Annotated in this window: 14 protein-coding genes; 10 read left to right on the plus strand and 4 right to left on the minus strand. The window is 65.1% G+C overall.

Annotated features, from left to right (window positions below):
- The first annotated feature begins 217 nt into the window (after positions 1–217).
- Positions 218–1,798 carry an AMP-binding protein gene (locus tag AX729_RS09770; RefSeq protein WP_061022391.1) on the plus strand — a complete coding sequence of 527 codons (1,581 nt, stop codon included), beginning with the start codon at positions 218–220 and terminating at the stop codon, positions 1,796–1,798.
- A gap of 156 nt (positions 1,799–1,954) precedes the next feature.
- Here AX729_RS09770 and AX729_RS09775 read toward each other — a convergent pair whose 3' ends face one another.
- Positions 1,955–3,049 (minus strand): HD-GYP domain-containing protein, encoded by a 1,095-nt coding sequence (locus AX729_RS09775; protein WP_061022393.1) that lies wholly within the window; start codon positions 3,047–3,049, stop codon positions 1,955–1,957.
- 330 nt (positions 3,050–3,379) lie between these two features.
- Here AX729_RS09775 and AX729_RS09780 point away from each other — a divergent pair, with 330 nt between their 5' ends.
- The 3 genes from AX729_RS09780 to AX729_RS09790 all read left to right on the plus strand — a co-directional run bounded on the left by AX729_RS09780 (position 3,380) and on the right by AX729_RS09790 (position 5,336).
- Positions 3,380–4,144, plus strand: coding sequence for an alpha/beta fold hydrolase (locus tag AX729_RS09780; RefSeq protein WP_061022395.1), 765 nt, complete (start codon positions 3,380–3,382; stop codon positions 4,142–4,144).
- 24 nt (positions 4,145–4,168) lie between these two features.
- Positions 4,169–4,504 carry a hypothetical protein gene (locus AX729_RS09785; RefSeq protein ID WP_061022397.1) on the plus strand — a complete coding sequence of 112 codons (336 nt, stop codon included), beginning with the start codon at positions 4,169–4,171 and terminating at the stop codon, positions 4,502–4,504.
- Between the two features lie 160 nt (positions 4,505–4,664).
- Positions 4,665–5,336, plus strand: a complete 672-nt coding sequence (locus AX729_RS09790) for a dienelactone hydrolase family protein (protein ID WP_061022400.1) — start codon at positions 4,665–4,667, stop codon at positions 5,334–5,336.
- 147 nt (positions 5,337–5,483) lie between these two features.
- Here AX729_RS09790 and AX729_RS09795 read toward each other — a convergent pair whose 3' ends face one another.
- The 3 genes from AX729_RS09795 to AX729_RS09805 form a co-directional block, all read right to left on the minus strand.
- The gene (locus AX729_RS09795; protein WP_061022401.1) at positions 5,484–6,224 is read right to left on the minus strand and encodes a polysaccharide biosynthesis/export family protein; all 741 of its coding nucleotides are present in this window, start codon (positions 6,222–6,224) and stop codon (positions 5,484–5,486) included.
- 248 nt (positions 6,225–6,472) lie between these two features.
- The gene (gene msrA, locus AX729_RS09800) at positions 6,473–7,129 is read right to left on the minus strand and encodes a peptide-methionine (S)-S-oxide reductase MsrA (protein WP_061022403.1); all 657 of its coding nucleotides are present in this window, start codon (positions 7,127–7,129) and stop codon (positions 6,473–6,475) included.
- Between the two features lie 141 nt (positions 7,130–7,270).
- Positions 7,271–7,588 carry a hypothetical protein gene (locus AX729_RS09805; protein WP_061022404.1) on the minus strand — a complete coding sequence of 106 codons (318 nt, stop codon included), beginning with the start codon at positions 7,586–7,588 and terminating at the stop codon, positions 7,271–7,273.
- 421 nt (positions 7,589–8,009) lie between these two features.
- On the opposite strand from AX729_RS09805, the gene rpsT reads away from it, so the two are divergent.
- The 6 genes from rpsT (at position 8,010) to AX729_RS09835 (ending at position 15,056) form a co-directional block, all read left to right on the plus strand.
- A complete protein-coding gene (rpsT, locus tag AX729_RS09810) occupies positions 8,010–8,276 on the plus strand; it encodes a 30S ribosomal protein S20 (RefSeq protein WP_035704405.1) in 267 nt (88 codons plus the stop codon).
- 1,230 nt (positions 8,277–9,506) lie between these two features.
- On the plus strand, positions 9,507–10,916 hold the full coding sequence (gene dnaA, locus AX729_RS09815; protein WP_061022406.1) for a chromosomal replication initiator protein DnaA: 1,410 nt from the start codon (positions 9,507–9,509) through the stop codon (positions 10,914–10,916).
- Positions 10,917–11,286: 370 nt separating this feature from the next.
- Positions 11,287–12,405: a DNA polymerase III subunit beta gene (gene dnaN / locus AX729_RS09820; protein WP_061022408.1), complete on the plus strand. Its 1,119-nt coding sequence runs from the start codon at positions 11,287–11,289 to the stop codon at positions 12,403–12,405.
- 210 nt (positions 12,406–12,615) lie between these two features.
- The gene (locus tag AX729_RS09825; protein WP_061022467.1) at positions 12,616–12,981 is read left to right on the plus strand and encodes an endonuclease domain-containing protein; all 366 of its coding nucleotides are present in this window, start codon (positions 12,616–12,618) and stop codon (positions 12,979–12,981) included.
- An 85-nt stretch (positions 12,982–13,066) separates the two neighbouring features.
- Entirely contained in the window at positions 13,067–14,203 is a 1,137-nt protein-coding gene (recF, locus tag AX729_RS09830; protein WP_061022410.1) for a DNA replication/repair protein RecF, read from the plus strand.
- A 109-nt stretch (positions 14,204–14,312) separates the two neighbouring features.
- The gene (locus tag AX729_RS09835) at positions 14,313–15,056 is read left to right on the plus strand and encodes a hypothetical protein (RefSeq protein WP_061022412.1); all 744 of its coding nucleotides are present in this window, start codon (positions 14,313–14,315) and stop codon (positions 15,054–15,056) included.
- Positions 15,057–15,123 lie beyond the last annotated feature (67 nt).

Here is a 15,123-nt window from a genome sequence, read left to right on the forward strand (position 1 = left end):
TCCGATAGGACCGCACCGCCCGCCCCAAACACCGTCATCGCGAGGAGCTCGCGACAAAATTGCGTAGCAATTTTGCGCTGTTGCGACGAAGCAATGACGGCCGAGGGAGCGCGGACAACATACGCCCCCAGATTTGCGCCGCGCGCCATCCGGTGGCAGGAAGACGCAATAAACAAAAGGCAGCCGCCAGCAAGATGCAGGCTGCACGGGAGGACGCATGGCTATCCGAGAAACCGCCGCCGGAATCGTGGGCCCCTTCGACGGGCTCGACGTGCCCTGGCTCCTGAGGATGCGCGCCGAGGTGCGCAGCTCACATCCGTTCCTGATCTGGGCGCCGTTCGACGCACCGGCGCGGCACTGGAGCTACGGCGAGTTTCACGGGCGCGTCGGTTCGCTCGCGGCAGGGTTGGCCCGGCGAGGCGTCAAGCCCGGCGAATACGTGCTCATTCATCTGGACAATTGCATCGAGGCGATGCTGGCCTGGTTCGCCTGCGTCGAGCTCGGCGCGATCGCGGTGACCACCAACACCCGGTCGGCGCCGGCCGAGATCGAATATTTCGCCGATCATTGCGGCGCGGTCGCCGCGATCACCCAGCCGGCCTATGCGGAGATCGTCGCGCAGAACTGCCGCAACATCCGCTGGCTGGCGGTGACCTCACACGATGCCGGCGCGGCGCCGGCGCAGGCGGTCTCGCGCGGCGACAGTTTCGAGTCCCTGTTCGCCGACAGCGCCGATCGTCCCAGGCGCGCCGCCGATCCGCTCGCGCCATGCAGCGTGCAGTACACCTCCGGCACGACGTCGCGGCCGAAGGCGGTGCTGTGGACCCACGCCAACGCGCTGTGGGGTGCCAAGATCAACGCGGCGCATGAAGACCTGCATGCGGGCGACGTGCACCAGACCTATCTGCCGCTGTTCCACACCAACGCGCTGGCCTATTCGATGCTGGCGACGCTATGGGTCGGCGGCTCCTGCGTGATCCAGCCGCGCTTCTCCGCCAGCCGGTTCTGGAGCGTCGCGCGCGAGCACGGCGCGACCTGGACCTCGACCATTCCGTTCTGCATGAAGGCCCTGCTCGAGCAGGAGATCCCGAAGGACCACAAATTCCGCCTGTGGGGCACGGCGATCAACGAGCCGCCGGCCTTCGCCGCCTTCGGCATCAAGATGATCGGCTGGTGGGGCATGACCGAGACCATCACCCACGGCATCGTCGGCGAGGTCGATCAGCCCAACATTCCGATGTCGATCGGCCGCGCCGCGCCGGAATATCAGATCCGCATCACCGACGATGACGGACGGCCGACCGAGGTCGGCGGAACCGGCAATCTCGCGATCAGGGGCATTCCCGGCCTGTCGCTGTTCGCCGAGTATTTGCACAACGAGAAGGCGACGCGCGAGAGCTTCGACGAGCACGGCTTCTTTCTCACCGGCGACCGCGTCGAGCGGCTTGCGAACGGCTACATCAAGTTCGGCGACCGCGCCAAGGACATGCTGAAGGTCGGCGGCGAGAACGTCGCGGCCTCCGAGATCGAGCAGGTGGTCGCCCTCGTGCCCGGCGTGCGCGAGGCGGCGGTGGTGGCGAAGACGCATCCGATGCTGGACGAAGTGCCTGTCGTCTTCATCATCCCGCAGGGCGGCGTCGCCGGCGCCGCCCCCGATCTGCAGGATCGTGTGATGGCCGCCTGCCGCGCCGGCCTCGCCGACTTCAAGGTGCCGCGCGAGGTCAGGCTGGTCGACGACATGCCGCGCTCGACGCTGGAGAAGGTCGCGAAGGCGGAGTTGCGGAAGATGGTGGGTTAGACGCAAACACTATTCGACCCGTCATTGCGAGCGAAGCGAAGCAATCCAATTTTCCTCCGCGGAAGCAGTCTGGATTGCTTCGTCGCTACAGCGCAAAATTGCTACGCAATCTTGTCGCGAGCTCCTCGCAATGGCGAGGTCAGAGCGATCGGCGTCCTAGAAAGATCCCAGAGCCACCGGCCTGAACGCCTGCAGCAGCTGCTGGTCGAGCTTGGCGCCCATGCCTTCCATCATCGTGAACGCACGCGAGTGAGTGAAGGGCATGCGATAGGCGCGCTTCTCCACCAGGGCGGCGTAGATGTCGACGATCGTCGTCAAGCGCACGATGTCGCTGATCTGGTTCGACGACAGGCCGTTCGGATAGCCGGAGCCATCGAGGAATTCGTGGTGATGCAGCACGACGTCGAGCATCTCCGGCGGGAAGCCGCCTTGCTCGGCCAGCGCGTCGTAGCCGCGGCGCGGATGCTCGCGAACTTCGGCCATCTCCTCGTCGGTGAGCTTGCCCGGCTTGTCGAGCAGCGCGACCGGAACGAAGGCCTTGCCGACGTCGTGCAGCAGCGCGGCGCGGGTCAGGCGGCGCTGGTCGTCCTCGCGCATGCCGAGATGCTGCGCGAAGGCGACGGCGAAGCCGGTGACGAACAGGCAGTGCCGATAGCTGCCGACATGGTGGCAGCCGACGGTGGTGAGCCATTCACGCAGCGAGGAATGCTTGATCGCCTTCAGGATCTTGCTCTCGGCCGCAATGACGTCGTCGAAGGTCAGGGGCACGCCGAGCGGCAGCTTCTCGAACATCTTGGCCAGCACCGCGTGCGCCGCCTCGACGCCGCGGTTGAGCGTCTTGCCGCGATCGGTCGCGTCATAGGCGGCAGTGTCCGGGAAGGCGGCGCGGATGCGCTGAAGGATGGCCTCGGGCTGGAGCGGACGCGCGATCGTGTCGGTGGCCCCTAATGCCCAGGCCTGCATGGTGCCGTGATGCAGGGCGTCTGCGAGCACGAACAGCCGCGGCATCGAACGATAGGCATCGCCGCGCAGCTTGTTGCGGACCCGCTGCACGCTCTCGGGCGAACGCAGGTTGATGTCGACCACGAGACCGGAGAGATCGCGCGCCGGCTGATCGGGGATAGCCTCCGTCGTCACCGTCGACACGTCGCCGACCGCCTTCAAGATGCTGGCGAGCTCGCTGCTGCCGTCGCTCCGGTCGGAGGCGAGCAGAAGCCGGCGTTTGGCGGCGGGTTTGGCTGAGGCGTTCATGGCTTCCCCAAAGCACGGGACTGGATTTGGCGTCAGCCTAAGACGGATCCGGTTCTCCGGGCCTTAAGAGGCGTGCTCAATGGAACCTTCGGGAATTACAGACAATTTGACGGAATTCGCTGATGGGCGGTTCGCATCAAAAGTCGAAAACAACCCCATGCACAGTAGGGATGTCATTGATGACAAAAGGAATTTTCTCACTCTCGATCGTGCCGGGAGGGGTGGCGTGAGGCGCGGGATGGGGTATTCCTTTGTCGGCAGATTGAGAGAGTCCGGCGCGCGGAGAACGACGGCCGACGCGGCAATAATAAAACAAGAGGGAAGAAATCCATGCCGAGGATCGAACGTGACGGCGTCGGGATCTATTACGAAGTCCATGGCGAGGGCCCGCCGTTGCTGCTCACCCACGGCTATTCCTCGACCTCGGCGATGTGGCATGGGCAGGTCGATGCGCTCGCGAAGGATCACAAGCTGATCTTGTGGGACATGCGCGGACACGGCCAGTCCGACTATCCCGATGATCCGAGCGCATACAGCGAAGCGCTGACTGTCGGCGACATGGCGGCGATCCTCGATGCGGTCGGCGCCGAGCGCGCCATCATCGGCGGCCTCTCGCTCGGCGGCTACATGTCGCTCGCGTTCTATCGCGCACACCCGGAGCGCGCCCGCGCGCTGTTGATCATCGATACCGGACCGGGCTTCAAGAAGGACGACGCGCGCGAGGCCTGGAACGCGCGGGCGCTTGCGACCGCTGACAGGCTCGACCGCGAAGGCCTCGAGATGCTGAGATCGGCGACGCGCGAGCGCGCCACCGCCAGCCATCGCAACGCCAGAGGGCTGGCGCTTGCCGCGCGCGGCATGCTGACCCAGCGCGATGCGCGCGTCATCGAACTGCTGCCCGACATCACGGTGCCGTCGCTGATCGTGGTCGGCGCCGACGACACGCCGTTCCTCGCCGCGTCCGACTACATGGCGGCAAAGATCCCCGGCGCACAAAAGGTCGTGATCCCCGCGGCCGGACACGCGGTCAACATCGATCAGCCCAAGGCATTTGTTGACGCGGTCGTGCCTTTCCTGAAGAACTTGCCGGCATAGGTCGATCAAGCAAGGACGCAGGCGATGAAGCTGATGATGCTGGCTGGGGGCGCGATGTTGCTGTCGATATCTGCGCAGGCCGAACCGTTCGGCGTGGTTCCGCCACGCCAGCCTTTCGTCGCCACCTTGTCGAACAACACGCCGCTCGCCTTCGGGATGGATGCCGAGCAGACCGCGCGCGCCCTCGGCCAGCCGCTGCAATACGTTCGCGGCCGTCCCGGCAACGAGATCTATCTCGCGCTTCGCAACATCGGCGGCAGCGGCCTGATCCCCTACCGTCACCGCCTGTTCCTGCAATTCCGTCACGGACGGCTGGCAGGATGGAAGGAGGATTACGGCGAGAACTGGATGTGGGAGTGAGTATTGCTCCTCATCCTGAGGAGCTTGCGAAGCAAGCGTCTCGAAGGATGAAGGCCTCGCTGCTGCTTCTCGGCCTTTCATCCTTCGAGACGCGCGCGGGCGCGCTCCTCGGGATGAGGGGAGAGATGAGAGTTCGAAATAGCCAACAAGGACAATTCGCGTGGGACAGGACATCAGGCTGACGGCCTCCGACAATTTCCAATTCGGCGCCTATCGCGCTGATCCCTCGGGCAGCCCCAAGGGCGCGGTGGTGGTGATCCAGGAGATCTTTGGCGTCAATCACCACATCCGGTCGGTCTGCGACCGGCTGGCGAAGGAAGGTTATGTCGCGATCGCGCCGTCGATCTTCGACCGGACGTCACCGAACTTCCAGTCGGGCTATTCGCCCGACGAGATTGCGGAAGCGCGCAAGTTCGTGGCCAGCCCGGATTGGGCCGCGATGCTGCGCGACACGCAAGCCGCGATCGATGCAGCCAGGAGCGTTGGTCCCGTCGGCATCATCGGATTCTGTCTCGGCGGCAGCATCGCCTTCGTCGCGGCGACGCGGCTGTCGGGGCTGAAGGCCGCAATCGGCTATTACGGCGGCGCGGTCGTGCGCTTTGCCGAGGAGACACCGAAGGTGCCGACGCAATTGCATTTCGGCGAGAAGGATGCCGGCATTCCCCTCACCGATGTCGAGACCATCAAGGCGAAACGGCCGGACGTCGAGGTCTTCGTCTATCCGGGCGCCCAGCACGGCTTCCATTGCGACGAGCGGGCGAGCTACGACAAGGCCAGCGCCGACATCGCCTGGCCGCGCAGCATGGAGTTCTTCGCAACGCATTTGGGATAGATAGCGCGACTGTCTCGGGCGTCATTCCGGGATGCGCCGCGAAGCGGTGCAGGCCCGGAATCCATCCGGCGACGGAGTTGGTGGCGCGATGGATTCCGGGCTCGCGCCAAGAGGCGCGCCCCGGAATGACGGAAGTGAGGGAGAGAGCTAGAACCAGCGCTCGCCGACGAACACGGTGTCGCCGGGACTGAGGGGGGTGCCGAGCGGCACCACGGCGCGCATGGCGCCGCCGTTCTCGGTATGCGTGACCGTGACCATGTCGCGCTTGGCGCGCGGCGAGAAGCCGCCGGCGATGGCGACCGCGCTCTCGACCGTCATGTTCGGCACGTAAGGATATTGGCCGGGCGCGAGGACCTCGCCGAGGATGAAGAACGGGCGATACGCCTCGATCTCGACCGCGACCGAGGGCTCACGGATGTAGCCGTTGCGCAAACGTGCGGCGATCTCGCCGGCAAGGCCAGCCGTGGTGCGGCCGCGGGCGGGCACGGCGCCGATCAGCGGCATGGTGATGGAGCCGCCGGCGTCGATCGCATAGCTGTTGGTGAGACCTTCCTGGCCGTAGACAACGACGCGAAGCTTGTCACCGGCGTCAAGATGGTAGGAGGCGCCATTGCGCACCACCATCGGCGCGGCATAGCCGACCGGCATGGGCGCAGGCGAAGGTGCAAAGGAGTTGCGCAGCGCGCCGATGGCGCCGCCACCGTCACTGACGAAGACCGGTTGCGGGGCGCTATAGGGCTGGCCATAGGCCATGGAGTCGAGATCGGCGCGCGGCTGCATCACTGCGACGGGAGCGGCGGTCTGCATGCAGCCGCCAAGGGCAAGCGCGGCGGACGCGGCCAAAGACACAGCTAAGTTCGACCATCGAAACGCGCGTGCAACCGGCACCGGACCTATCCCTCGAAACGAGACAGCTCCAGTGATGCACCGGTTATGGTTAATAAAGCGTTGAGTGGGAAGGCTGCGGCGGTGCGCACCAAGGACACGGCACACTCCCTCCCGCGCTTGAGGACGGGGGAGAGGGTGTCTCGACGTTGGAACATTCACCAGAGGGCAGAACCCTCACCCGCATTGCCTCTGCGATGCAATGCGACCTCTCCCGCAAGCGGGAGAGGTGCAAAGAGTCTGGATCAGGCTTACGCGCTGACGCCGACGCCGATCGGGCAGGACACGCCGGTCCCCCCCAGGCCGCAATAGCCGGCGGGATTCTTCGCCAGATATTGCTGATGGTAGTCCTCGGCGAAATAGAACTCGCCGGCGGGGGCGATCTCGGTGGTGATGGCGCCGAGGCCCCTGGCGGCAAGCGCCTTCTGATAGAGCGCCTTCGACTCCTCGGCCGCCTTCTTCTGCGCGTCGGAATAGGTGTAGATCGCGCTTCGATATTGCGTGCCGACGTCGTTGCCCTGGCGCATTCCCTGCGTCGGGTTATGGCTCTCCCAGAACGTCTTCAAGAGCGTCTCGTAGGAAATCTTCTTGGGATCGAACACCAACAGCACCACTTCGGTGTGGGCCGTGCGGCCCGAGCAGACTTCCTCATAGGTGGGGTTCGGCGTGTGACCGCCGGCGTAGCCGACGGCAGTCACGTGGACGCCATCGCCGAGCTCCCAGAATTTGCGCTCGGCACCCCAGAAGCAGCCGAGCCCGAACACGGCCTGCTCGAGACCGGCGGGATAAGGCGGCTTCAGCCTGGCGCCGTTGACGAAATGGGTGGTCGCGGTCGGGATGGCCTCTGCACGGCCGGGCAGTGCTTCGGCGGCACTCGGCAATGCGGTCGTCTTGCGCATGAACAGCATGATTGGATCTCCGGGACGAGCCATCCGCCGCTCGAGCAAAGCGGGAAACCTGGCGCTCAGGCGGCGTGCTCGCGAACAAGTGGGAATATAGCCATCTACGCGGCAAGGGGCAGCCTTGTTACGCGGCTGCCAGTCCAGGCCTCAATCCCGAGAATAGCCGATCAGCGGCTTGCGGGGGCGGAACAGGATCATCAGCAGGATGCCCAGAATACCGAGCACGGCGAAGACCGGCTGCTCCAGCACCAGGCGGATCACGGAGCTCCAGAGCCAGGGCGCCTTGGCCTCCACCCAGGTGCGGAATGCCGACTGGCTGGCCTGATTGATATCGTTCCAGAACTGGCCGAACCGGGTGAATCTGAGGGTCTGGTCGGCCACCCAGCGGGCGCCGTCATAGACCATGAAGATGAACCCGCCGGCGAGCAGCAACAGCCCTATCATTCGGAAGAAGCCGCGGATCATGCCTCACCTGCGCTGGCCGTCCGACCGGGCGACCTCTGGGAACGTTGCCAGCCAATAGCCGGGCGACGGCAGAAATTCAACCTCCTCAGGGCGTTACGGCACCCCTCCAGGCCGCCAACGCCGGATTCCAGCCCCCTAAAGCGTTGACGGTGCCAAAGACCCTCTCTATAAGGGCGCCAACTGGCGGTGGGCGCAATCCTGCCGCCGCTGTTCTTTGAGCAGTTGCAGGCGCCTTGAGCTTCAAGACTCTCGCGAGCTTGAAGACTCCTTGGAGCCTCAGAGACAGCCGTAAGGCCGTCGCTCATGCTCCGGGAACGGCCCAGCAACCGAACACCCTAAATCCGAGCGTCGATTACGCGGTCAAGCAAGCCGGCGCTACCCGACCAAGACGCGACCGGTACCCGCAAAGGACATTGAGACCATGGCCAATACCACTTCCGCCAAGAAGGCGACGCGCAAGATCGCCCGCCGCACTGCCGTCAACAAATCGCGCCGCACCCAGATGCGCGGCGCCGTGCGCACCGTCGAGGAAGCCATCAAGACCGGCGATCGCGCCGCTGCCGTGAAGGCCCTCGCGACGGCCGAGCCCGCCCTGATGCGCGCCGCCCAGCGCAATATCATTCACAAGAACAACGCCAGCCGCAAAGTCTCGCGCCTCACCGCGCAGATCGCCAAGCTCGCGAAGTAGTTCGCAGCATCATCTGATCGGTCGACCCGATCAGCGCGTCAAACGGCCCGGCATTGCGCCGGGCTTTTTTGTTGCCTGTCACATTGCGCAAGCCGTCGCGCGAAGCTCGATCTTCGCCCGGACGATCTGCATCGTGCGTTATTGTTCGTTCCGTAGTTCCACCTGCCGAAGCTCTGCAACAGTGGAGACTTCACTGCGTTGCAAAAACCCCTGTGCTTCAGGGCTCGAATTAAATCCGAGCCGTCCGGAGAGTTCTGCACACCGTAATTCACCGGAACGTGTGTGGCGGTGGAGTTACCCTTCCAAACGAGTCCCGAAAAGCAGTGACTCAATAATCACTTATCAACATAGCAGCGACAAGCATTTGGAAAATTCGTTCGCGCGTCAGGTGCGTGACGCTTTTGTAAAAAAAAATCGGCCGCGACTGAAAATTGTCACACCAGGCGCGGCGCTCTCGATTCTGTGCACGAATCCAAAAACTTGCTACGGAGCCTGTGAACAAGTCTCGCGCGACGTTAACGCTGGTCAAGTTTTTTGATCGATCGACTGTGAATCAATTTCGTTGCGAGTCTTTCCGCTTAGTGTATTCCTTAAGTCGTCAGCGGCGCCCACGATCTTCAGACCAGCGCGGTTTAGGAAACGGGGCGAGCGTGCAAATCGGCGGCGGTGTGCACGTAGGCGACGCTTCAAAAAGCGATGTCGGTTCAAAACCCATAGCAATATGGGAATGGTAGATTTTTGTCTGAACGTCTCCAAGCGGGATCTTCCCGCCTCGCGCAAGGCGCACAAGAGAGACGTCGCAAACTACCCCGGCACGCAAGGTGGCGAAGTCGAGCGGACGACCAGTACATTGGGCAGACATCCGCGACAGGAGTACGGCGCGGTTGTCTTCAGGACACGCAGGACCTTGTCGTGAGCGATCACGGCAGGACGGGGAGGTATCATGTCTTACGGACTCAACGCGGTATTGAAACACGTTTCCCACTCAATCGATGCCGTTCCAGCTCCGTCGGATCTCCAGCCTCCCGCGTGTGACGGAGCGCCGAGTACGCGCTGACCTCGCGACCCCTCCATCTCTGACATCGCTGATCGGACGCGGCATTCCCGCCGAACGGTCGAGCCATGCCCGACGATGAACTCGCTCGAGGTCGCGCCACGTTAGGGACCGTGGCAGGAACCCTGCTTGGCGCTCACAACGCAACTATATCTCTCAAGAGAAGTTTTCTGACGATGACAATGGAACAGGATCGCTGGTCACGCGTGAAGGGTCGGCTGCGCTCAAGCGTTGGCGAAGACGTCTATACGAGCTGGTTTGCACGCATGGATCTGGAAGGCGTGCAGGATGAGAGCGTGCGGCTCTCGGTGCCGACCCGATTCCTGAAGAGCTGGATCCAGGCCCATTATGCCGAGCGCGTGCTGTCGTGCTGGCAGGCCGAGATGCCGGAAGTGCATCGCATCGATCTCACGGTCCGATCCGCCGTGCGCCCGGCGGTGCAGCCGAAGGAAACGCCCGCGCCGATCGAGGCGCGCCGCGCGCCGGCGCCGGAGCTTCGCTCGACTGCAATCGCGCCGGTCTCGGCCAACCACGACGCGCTCGGCGGCTCGCCGCTCGATCCGCGCCTGACCTTCGCGAGCTTCGTCGTCGGCCGCTCCAACACGCTGGCGCATGCCGCCGCGCGCCAGGTCGCCGAAGGGCGACGCGGCGATCCCGTCATGTTCAATCCGCTCTACATCCATGCGGGCGTCGGCCTCGGCAAGACGCATCTGCTCCAGGCCGTGACCTGGGCCGGCAATTCCGGCAACGAGCGCAAGGTGCTTTATCTCACCGCGGAAAAATTCATGTACGGCTTCGTCGCCGCGCTGAAGACGCAGACGGCGCTCGCCTTCAAGGAAGCACTGCGCGGCATCGACGTGCTCGTGATCGACGATCTTCAATTCCTGCAGGGCAAGTCGACGCAGGCCGAGTTCTGTCACACGCTGAACGCGCTGATCGACGCAGGCCGCCAGGTCGTGATCGCGGCCGACCGTCCGCCGTCCGACCTCGAAAGCCTCGATGACCGCGTGCGCTCGCGGCTGGCCGGGGGCCTCGTGGTCGAGATGGGCTCGCTCGGCGAAGAGCTGCGCCACGGCATCCTCAAGTCGCGCGTCGCCGCCGCCCGCGCCCATCATGCGACGTTCGAAGTGCCCGAGGAGGTGCTGCAATATCTGGCGCGCACCATCACCCATAACGGCCGCGACCTCGAAGGCGCGATCAACCGCCTGCTCGCGCATTCCAAGCTCAACAACCGGCCGGTGACGCTGGAGATGGCGGAGCACGAGGTGCGCGACCTGGTCCGGCCGCAGGAGCCCAAGCGGATCAAGATCGAGGACATCCAGCGCGTGGTGGCACGGCAGTATAATGTCAGCCGCTCGGACCTGCTCTCCTCGCGCCGCACCGCCAACGTGGTCCGCCCGCGGCAGGTGGCGATGTATCTCGCCAAGACGCTGACCCTGCGCTCGCTCCCCGAGATCGGCCGCCGCTTCGGCGGACGCGACCACACCACCGTGCTGCACGCGGTGCGCAAGATCGAGGCGCTGGTCTCCAAGGACACCGCGCTGTCCGAGGAAGTGGAGTCGCTGAAGCGCCAGCTTCAGGAATAAGCGCCTGGGCCACATGGGATATCGTCATGGGATGTCGTCATGCCCGGGCTTTTCCTTTGGCTTGTCCCGGGCATCCCCACGTTCCCGGTCCAGCAGCGCAAGACGTGGGTGGCCGGGACAAGCCCGGCCATGACGCCCGGAGACGGAGTTCGCCGCCAACCGGCACGTCGCGCTTCGGCACGAAACATCGGTAAATCGTGGGGAACTGCCGCCCAATCCCTTGAAACGGATGGCTTTCCGCGCCACCTTGCGCGACCCTGACGGCTTTGGTCATATCGGCGGGATGGCCTCAGCTTTTGGGGCCTTGCGGTGCCGCGGCGGGCTTCTCGGCCGTCCGGCTTTTTCATCTGGGGATCGGGCGAGTAGTGCAATGAAGGTTACGGTCGAACGCGCGCAACTCCTGAAGTCGCTGGGCCATGTCCACCGCGTGGTCGAGCGCCGCAACACGATTCCGATCCTCGGCAACGTGCTGGTCCGCGCCGAAAACGCGAAACTGTCGCTGAAGGCGACCGACCTCGACCTCGAGGTGACGGAGACGCTGCCGGCGGAAACCGCGACCGCCGGCTCCACCACCGTGCCGGCGCACATGTTCTACGACATCGTGCGCAAGCTGCCGGATGGTTCGCAGATCGTGCTGGAGGCCGACGGCGACCGGGCGGTGCTCGCGATCCGCGCCGGCCGCTCGCGCTTCACGCTGCAGACGCTGCCGGAGAACGATTTCCCGGATCTGGCCGCGGGCGACATGTCGCACTCGTTCTCGCTCGCCGCCAAGGACGTCAAGCGGCTGATCGACCGCACCCAGTTCGCGATCTCGACCGAGGAGACGCGCTACTACCTCAACGGCATCTATCTGCACGCCGCCGGCACGGCCAAGGCCGCGACCCTGCGCGGCGTCGCCACCGACGGCCACCGCCTCGCCCAGCTCGACCTGGTGCAGCCCAAGGGCGCCGAGGGCATGCCCGGCGTGATCGTGCCGCGCAAGACCGTCGGCGAGGTGCAGCGTCTGATCGAGGACACCGAGGCCGAGATGACGATCGAGCTGTCGCAGGCCAAGATCCGCTTCACCATCGGGAACGTCGTGCTGACCTCGAAACTGATCGACGGCACCTTCCCCGATTACGGCCGCGTCATCCCGCAGAACAACGACAAGGAGCTCGTCGTCGACAAGAAGGATTTCGAGAACGCGGTCGACCGCGTCTCCACGATCTCCAGCGAGCGCGGGCGGGCGGTCAAGCTGTCGCTCTCGCCGGGCAAGCTGGTGCTGTCGGTGACCAATCCGGATTCCGGCAGCGCGACCGAAGAGCTGGAGGTCGAATACGCCTCCGACGTCCTCGATATCGGCTTCAACTCCCGCTACCTGCTCGACATCGCCGCGCAGATCGAAGGCGACGTCGCGACCTTGAGGCTCGCCGATCCCGGCTCGCCGACCCTGGTGCAGGACCGCGACGACAAGAGCGCGCTGTACGTGCTGATGCCGATGCGGGTGTGAGGGACGTGCTCCTCCTCTCGCGACACCTCGTACGCGGAGAGAACCCCTCACCCGGCTTCGCTCCGCGAAGCCACCCTCTCCCACAAGGGGAGAGGGTGAAGCCGCAGTTCTCCTCGTCGAAACAAGCGCGATGCGCATTGTTGTGCCCTCTCCACTTGTGGGAGAGGGCAGCTCCGCTGGCAGATGCAAGCTCAATCGGGTGAGGGGTTGGTGCCGCAGGATCCGTCCCATCGGCCCGTCCCCAAACCTCTCCGCCAATTTGCGAAGAATATGCGCCGCGAACCGACGGACGCCGAAGCAGCAATGTGGCGCCTGCTGAGAGACCGCCGTCTCTCCACATTCAAATTTCGGCGGCAGGTTCCGTTCAGGAATTACATTCTCGACTTTGTCTGCTTCGAGATGCGCCTTGTGATCGAGATCGACGGCAGTCAGCACGCAGAATCACGACGCGATGTAGCTCGTGACGCCGCCCTCTCCGCTGAAGGCTTTGCCATCGCGCGTTATTGGAACAATGAGGTGCTACAGCAGCCCACTTCTGTGTTGGAAGACGTCCTTGCAAAGCTTGCCGGGCGGTAAGATACCCCTCACCCGTCGCCTCACTTCGTGAGGCGCCACCCTCTCCCACAAGGGGAGAGGGCTCAGAGCGTGCCGCAGCCCAGATATGACCCCGTCCCGCATTCATCGCCTTACGCTGACGCATTTCCGCAATTATCGGGCGGCGGGGCTCGAGACGGAGGCTGACATGGTGGCGCTGGTCGGGCCCAACGGGGCGGGGAAGACCAATTGCATCGAGGCGATCTCGTTCCTGTCGCCGGGCCGCGGCCTGCGCCGCGCGACGCTGGAAGACGTCGCCGACAACCAGGGTGACGGCTCCTGGGCGGTGTCGGCGCAGGTCGAGGGCGCGCTGGGGCTGGCCACGCTCGGCACCGGCATCGACGCGCCGCGCGCCGACAGCTCGGTGAGCCGACGCTGCCGCATCGACCGCGAGCCGGTGGGTTCTGCCAGCGCCTTCGGCGATCACATCCGCATGGTGTGGCTGACGCCGGCGATGGACGGACTGTTCATGGGGGCGGCCTCCGAGCGGCGGCGTTTCTTCGACCGCCTGGTGCTCGCGATCGACAGCGAGCATTCCAGCCGGATCAACGCACTCGAGCGTTCGCTGCGCTCGCGCAACCGTCTGCTGGAGACGCGCAATTACGACGACCATTGGTGCGACGCGATCGAGCGCGAGACGGCGGAGCTTGCGGTCGCGGTCGCGGCAACGCGCGGCCAGACCGCGGCAAGGCTCACCGGCATGCTCAATGCGCGCGCGCAGGCTTCCGCCTTCCCGTCTGCGCAAATCGCGCTCGACGGCTGGATGGAGAACGCGCTGCTCAGCGAGACCGCGACGTCGGTCGAGGACCGCTACCGGCAGATCCTGCGCGACAACCGCCCGCGCGATGCGATTGCCGGCCGCACCACCGACGGCCCGCACCTCACCGACCTCCAGGTCGTCTATGCGCCGAAGAGCATGCCGGCGCGCGATGCCTCCACCGGCGAGCAGAAGGCGCTTCTGATCGGCCTCGTGCTGGCGCATGCGACGCTGGTCGCCGAGATGACCGGCATCGTGCCGCTGCTGCTGCTCGACGAGGTGGTCGCGCATCTCGACCCGAACCGGCGCGCAGCGCTGTTCGACGAGCTGAAGAAGCTCGGCGCGCAGGTCTGGCTGACCGGTGCGGATCCTGCGGCCTTCGCCGAGATCGGCGCGGGCGGCGAAGTCTTTGACGTCGAGAGCGGACGAGTCTCGGCCCGAAGGTAGGCCGCCACATTGAACCCGCCCGTTTCCGGCCGCGACTAGCTGCGTGAGGCTGCAAGATGCGGCCATCGCGCAGGAATTCAGACATGCGCGACATCCTTGGAGCGTGAGCATGGCGACGGTGGGGCGTGGAGCGCAAGCTCCGGCACGATGGCAACTCATTGCGTGCGGCCTCGCGCTCATGGGAAGCTGCCTGCTCGCGGCGAGTGCCGGCGCCTTCGTGTCGAATCTGCCGCCGCTGTTCTCGACCGCGCTCACGCTGGACCCTGCTGCCAGGCTGCCTGCGCCGACCCGCTACAGCTATCGCGGAATCCACACCACGGTGATGCCCGGCATCGAAACGCCGCTCCGGACCAGGCTCGAAGCCCGCGTGCCCGCAATGCTCGGTGACGTCCTGACTTTCTATCGGACCGAGCTTCGAAAGCTCGGTTGGCAGGAACGGCAGGAGGACGCGGTGGTCACCGCCGATCACGCGCGCCTCGCCTTCGTCTCTCCGATCGGGCCGGCCGCACTGCAGCTCGACCGCGATGGCGGCAGCACCTCGGTGCATCTCGTGCAGAAGAATTCGGACGTCGCGGCCCGGGCGAACGTGCTGCCTGAACCCGGCCAGGCGAAGCTGGTGTTCAGCAACATCGGCGAGAACGAGGCCGTGCTCACGATCAACGAGCGGACCATCCCGCGCCCGGCCGGCACCAACGCCGTCGCGCTGGACCTCGTGCCCGGCAAATATTCTTACGGACTGAGCGTGCGGGGTCGTCCGGTCACCACGAACATGCTCGCCGTCGCAGCCGGCGATACCTGGGAGCTCGCGGTCGGGCGCGACGGAGCGGCGTGGCCGCCGCTCCAGCTGTATTGAGCTCCGGCTTCCACCCGCGCCGCCTGTTGAACCTGCCCGGTTCCTGCCGCGACTTCTGGTCTGAGGC

The sequence above is a fragment of the Bradyrhizobium sp. CCH5-F6 genome, assembly GCF_001556045.1.
Classification (GTDB): domain Bacteria; phylum Pseudomonadota; class Alphaproteobacteria; order Rhizobiales; family Xanthobacteraceae; genus Bradyrhizobium.

Excerpts from the sequence above, each read along its gene's own strand:
- AX729_RS09785 (WP_061022397.1), top strand. The coding sequence starts at position 4,169 with ATGAAGCTGATGATGCTGGCTGGGGGCGCGATGTTGCTGTCGATATCT.
- AX729_RS09835 (WP_061022412.1), top strand. The coding sequence starts at position 14,313 with ATGGCGACGGTGGGGCGTGGAGCGCAAGCTCCGGCACGATGGCAACTC.
- AX729_RS09775 (WP_061022393.1), bottom strand. The coding sequence starts at position 3,049 with ATGAACGCCTCAGCCAAACCCGCCGCCAAACGCCGGCTTCTGCTCGCC.
- AX729_RS09805 (WP_061022404.1), bottom strand. The coding sequence starts at position 7,588 with ATGATCCGCGGCTTCTTCCGAATGATAGGGCTGTTGCTGCTCGCCGGC.
- recF (WP_061022410.1), top strand. The coding sequence starts at position 13,067 with ATGACCCCGTCCCGCATTCATCGCCTTACGCTGACGCATTTCCGCAAT.
- msrA (WP_061022403.1), bottom strand. The coding sequence starts at position 7,129 with ATGCTGTTCATGCGCAAGACGACCGCATTGCCGAGTGCCGCCGAAGCA.
- rpsT (WP_035704405.1), top strand. The coding sequence starts at position 8,010 with ATGGCCAATACCACTTCCGCCAAGAAGGCGACGCGCAAGATCGCCCGC.
- dnaN (WP_061022408.1), top strand. The coding sequence starts at position 11,287 with ATGAAGGTTACGGTCGAACGCGCGCAACTCCTGAAGTCGCTGGGCCAT.
- dnaA (WP_061022406.1), top strand. The coding sequence starts at position 9,507 with ATGACAATGGAACAGGATCGCTGGTCACGCGTGAAGGGTCGGCTGCGC.
- AX729_RS09780 (WP_061022395.1), top strand. The coding sequence starts at position 3,380 with ATGCCGAGGATCGAACGTGACGGCGTCGGGATCTATTACGAAGTCCAT.
- AX729_RS09770 (WP_061022391.1), top strand. The coding sequence starts at position 218 with ATGGCTATCCGAGAAACCGCCGCCGGAATCGTGGGCCCCTTCGACGGG.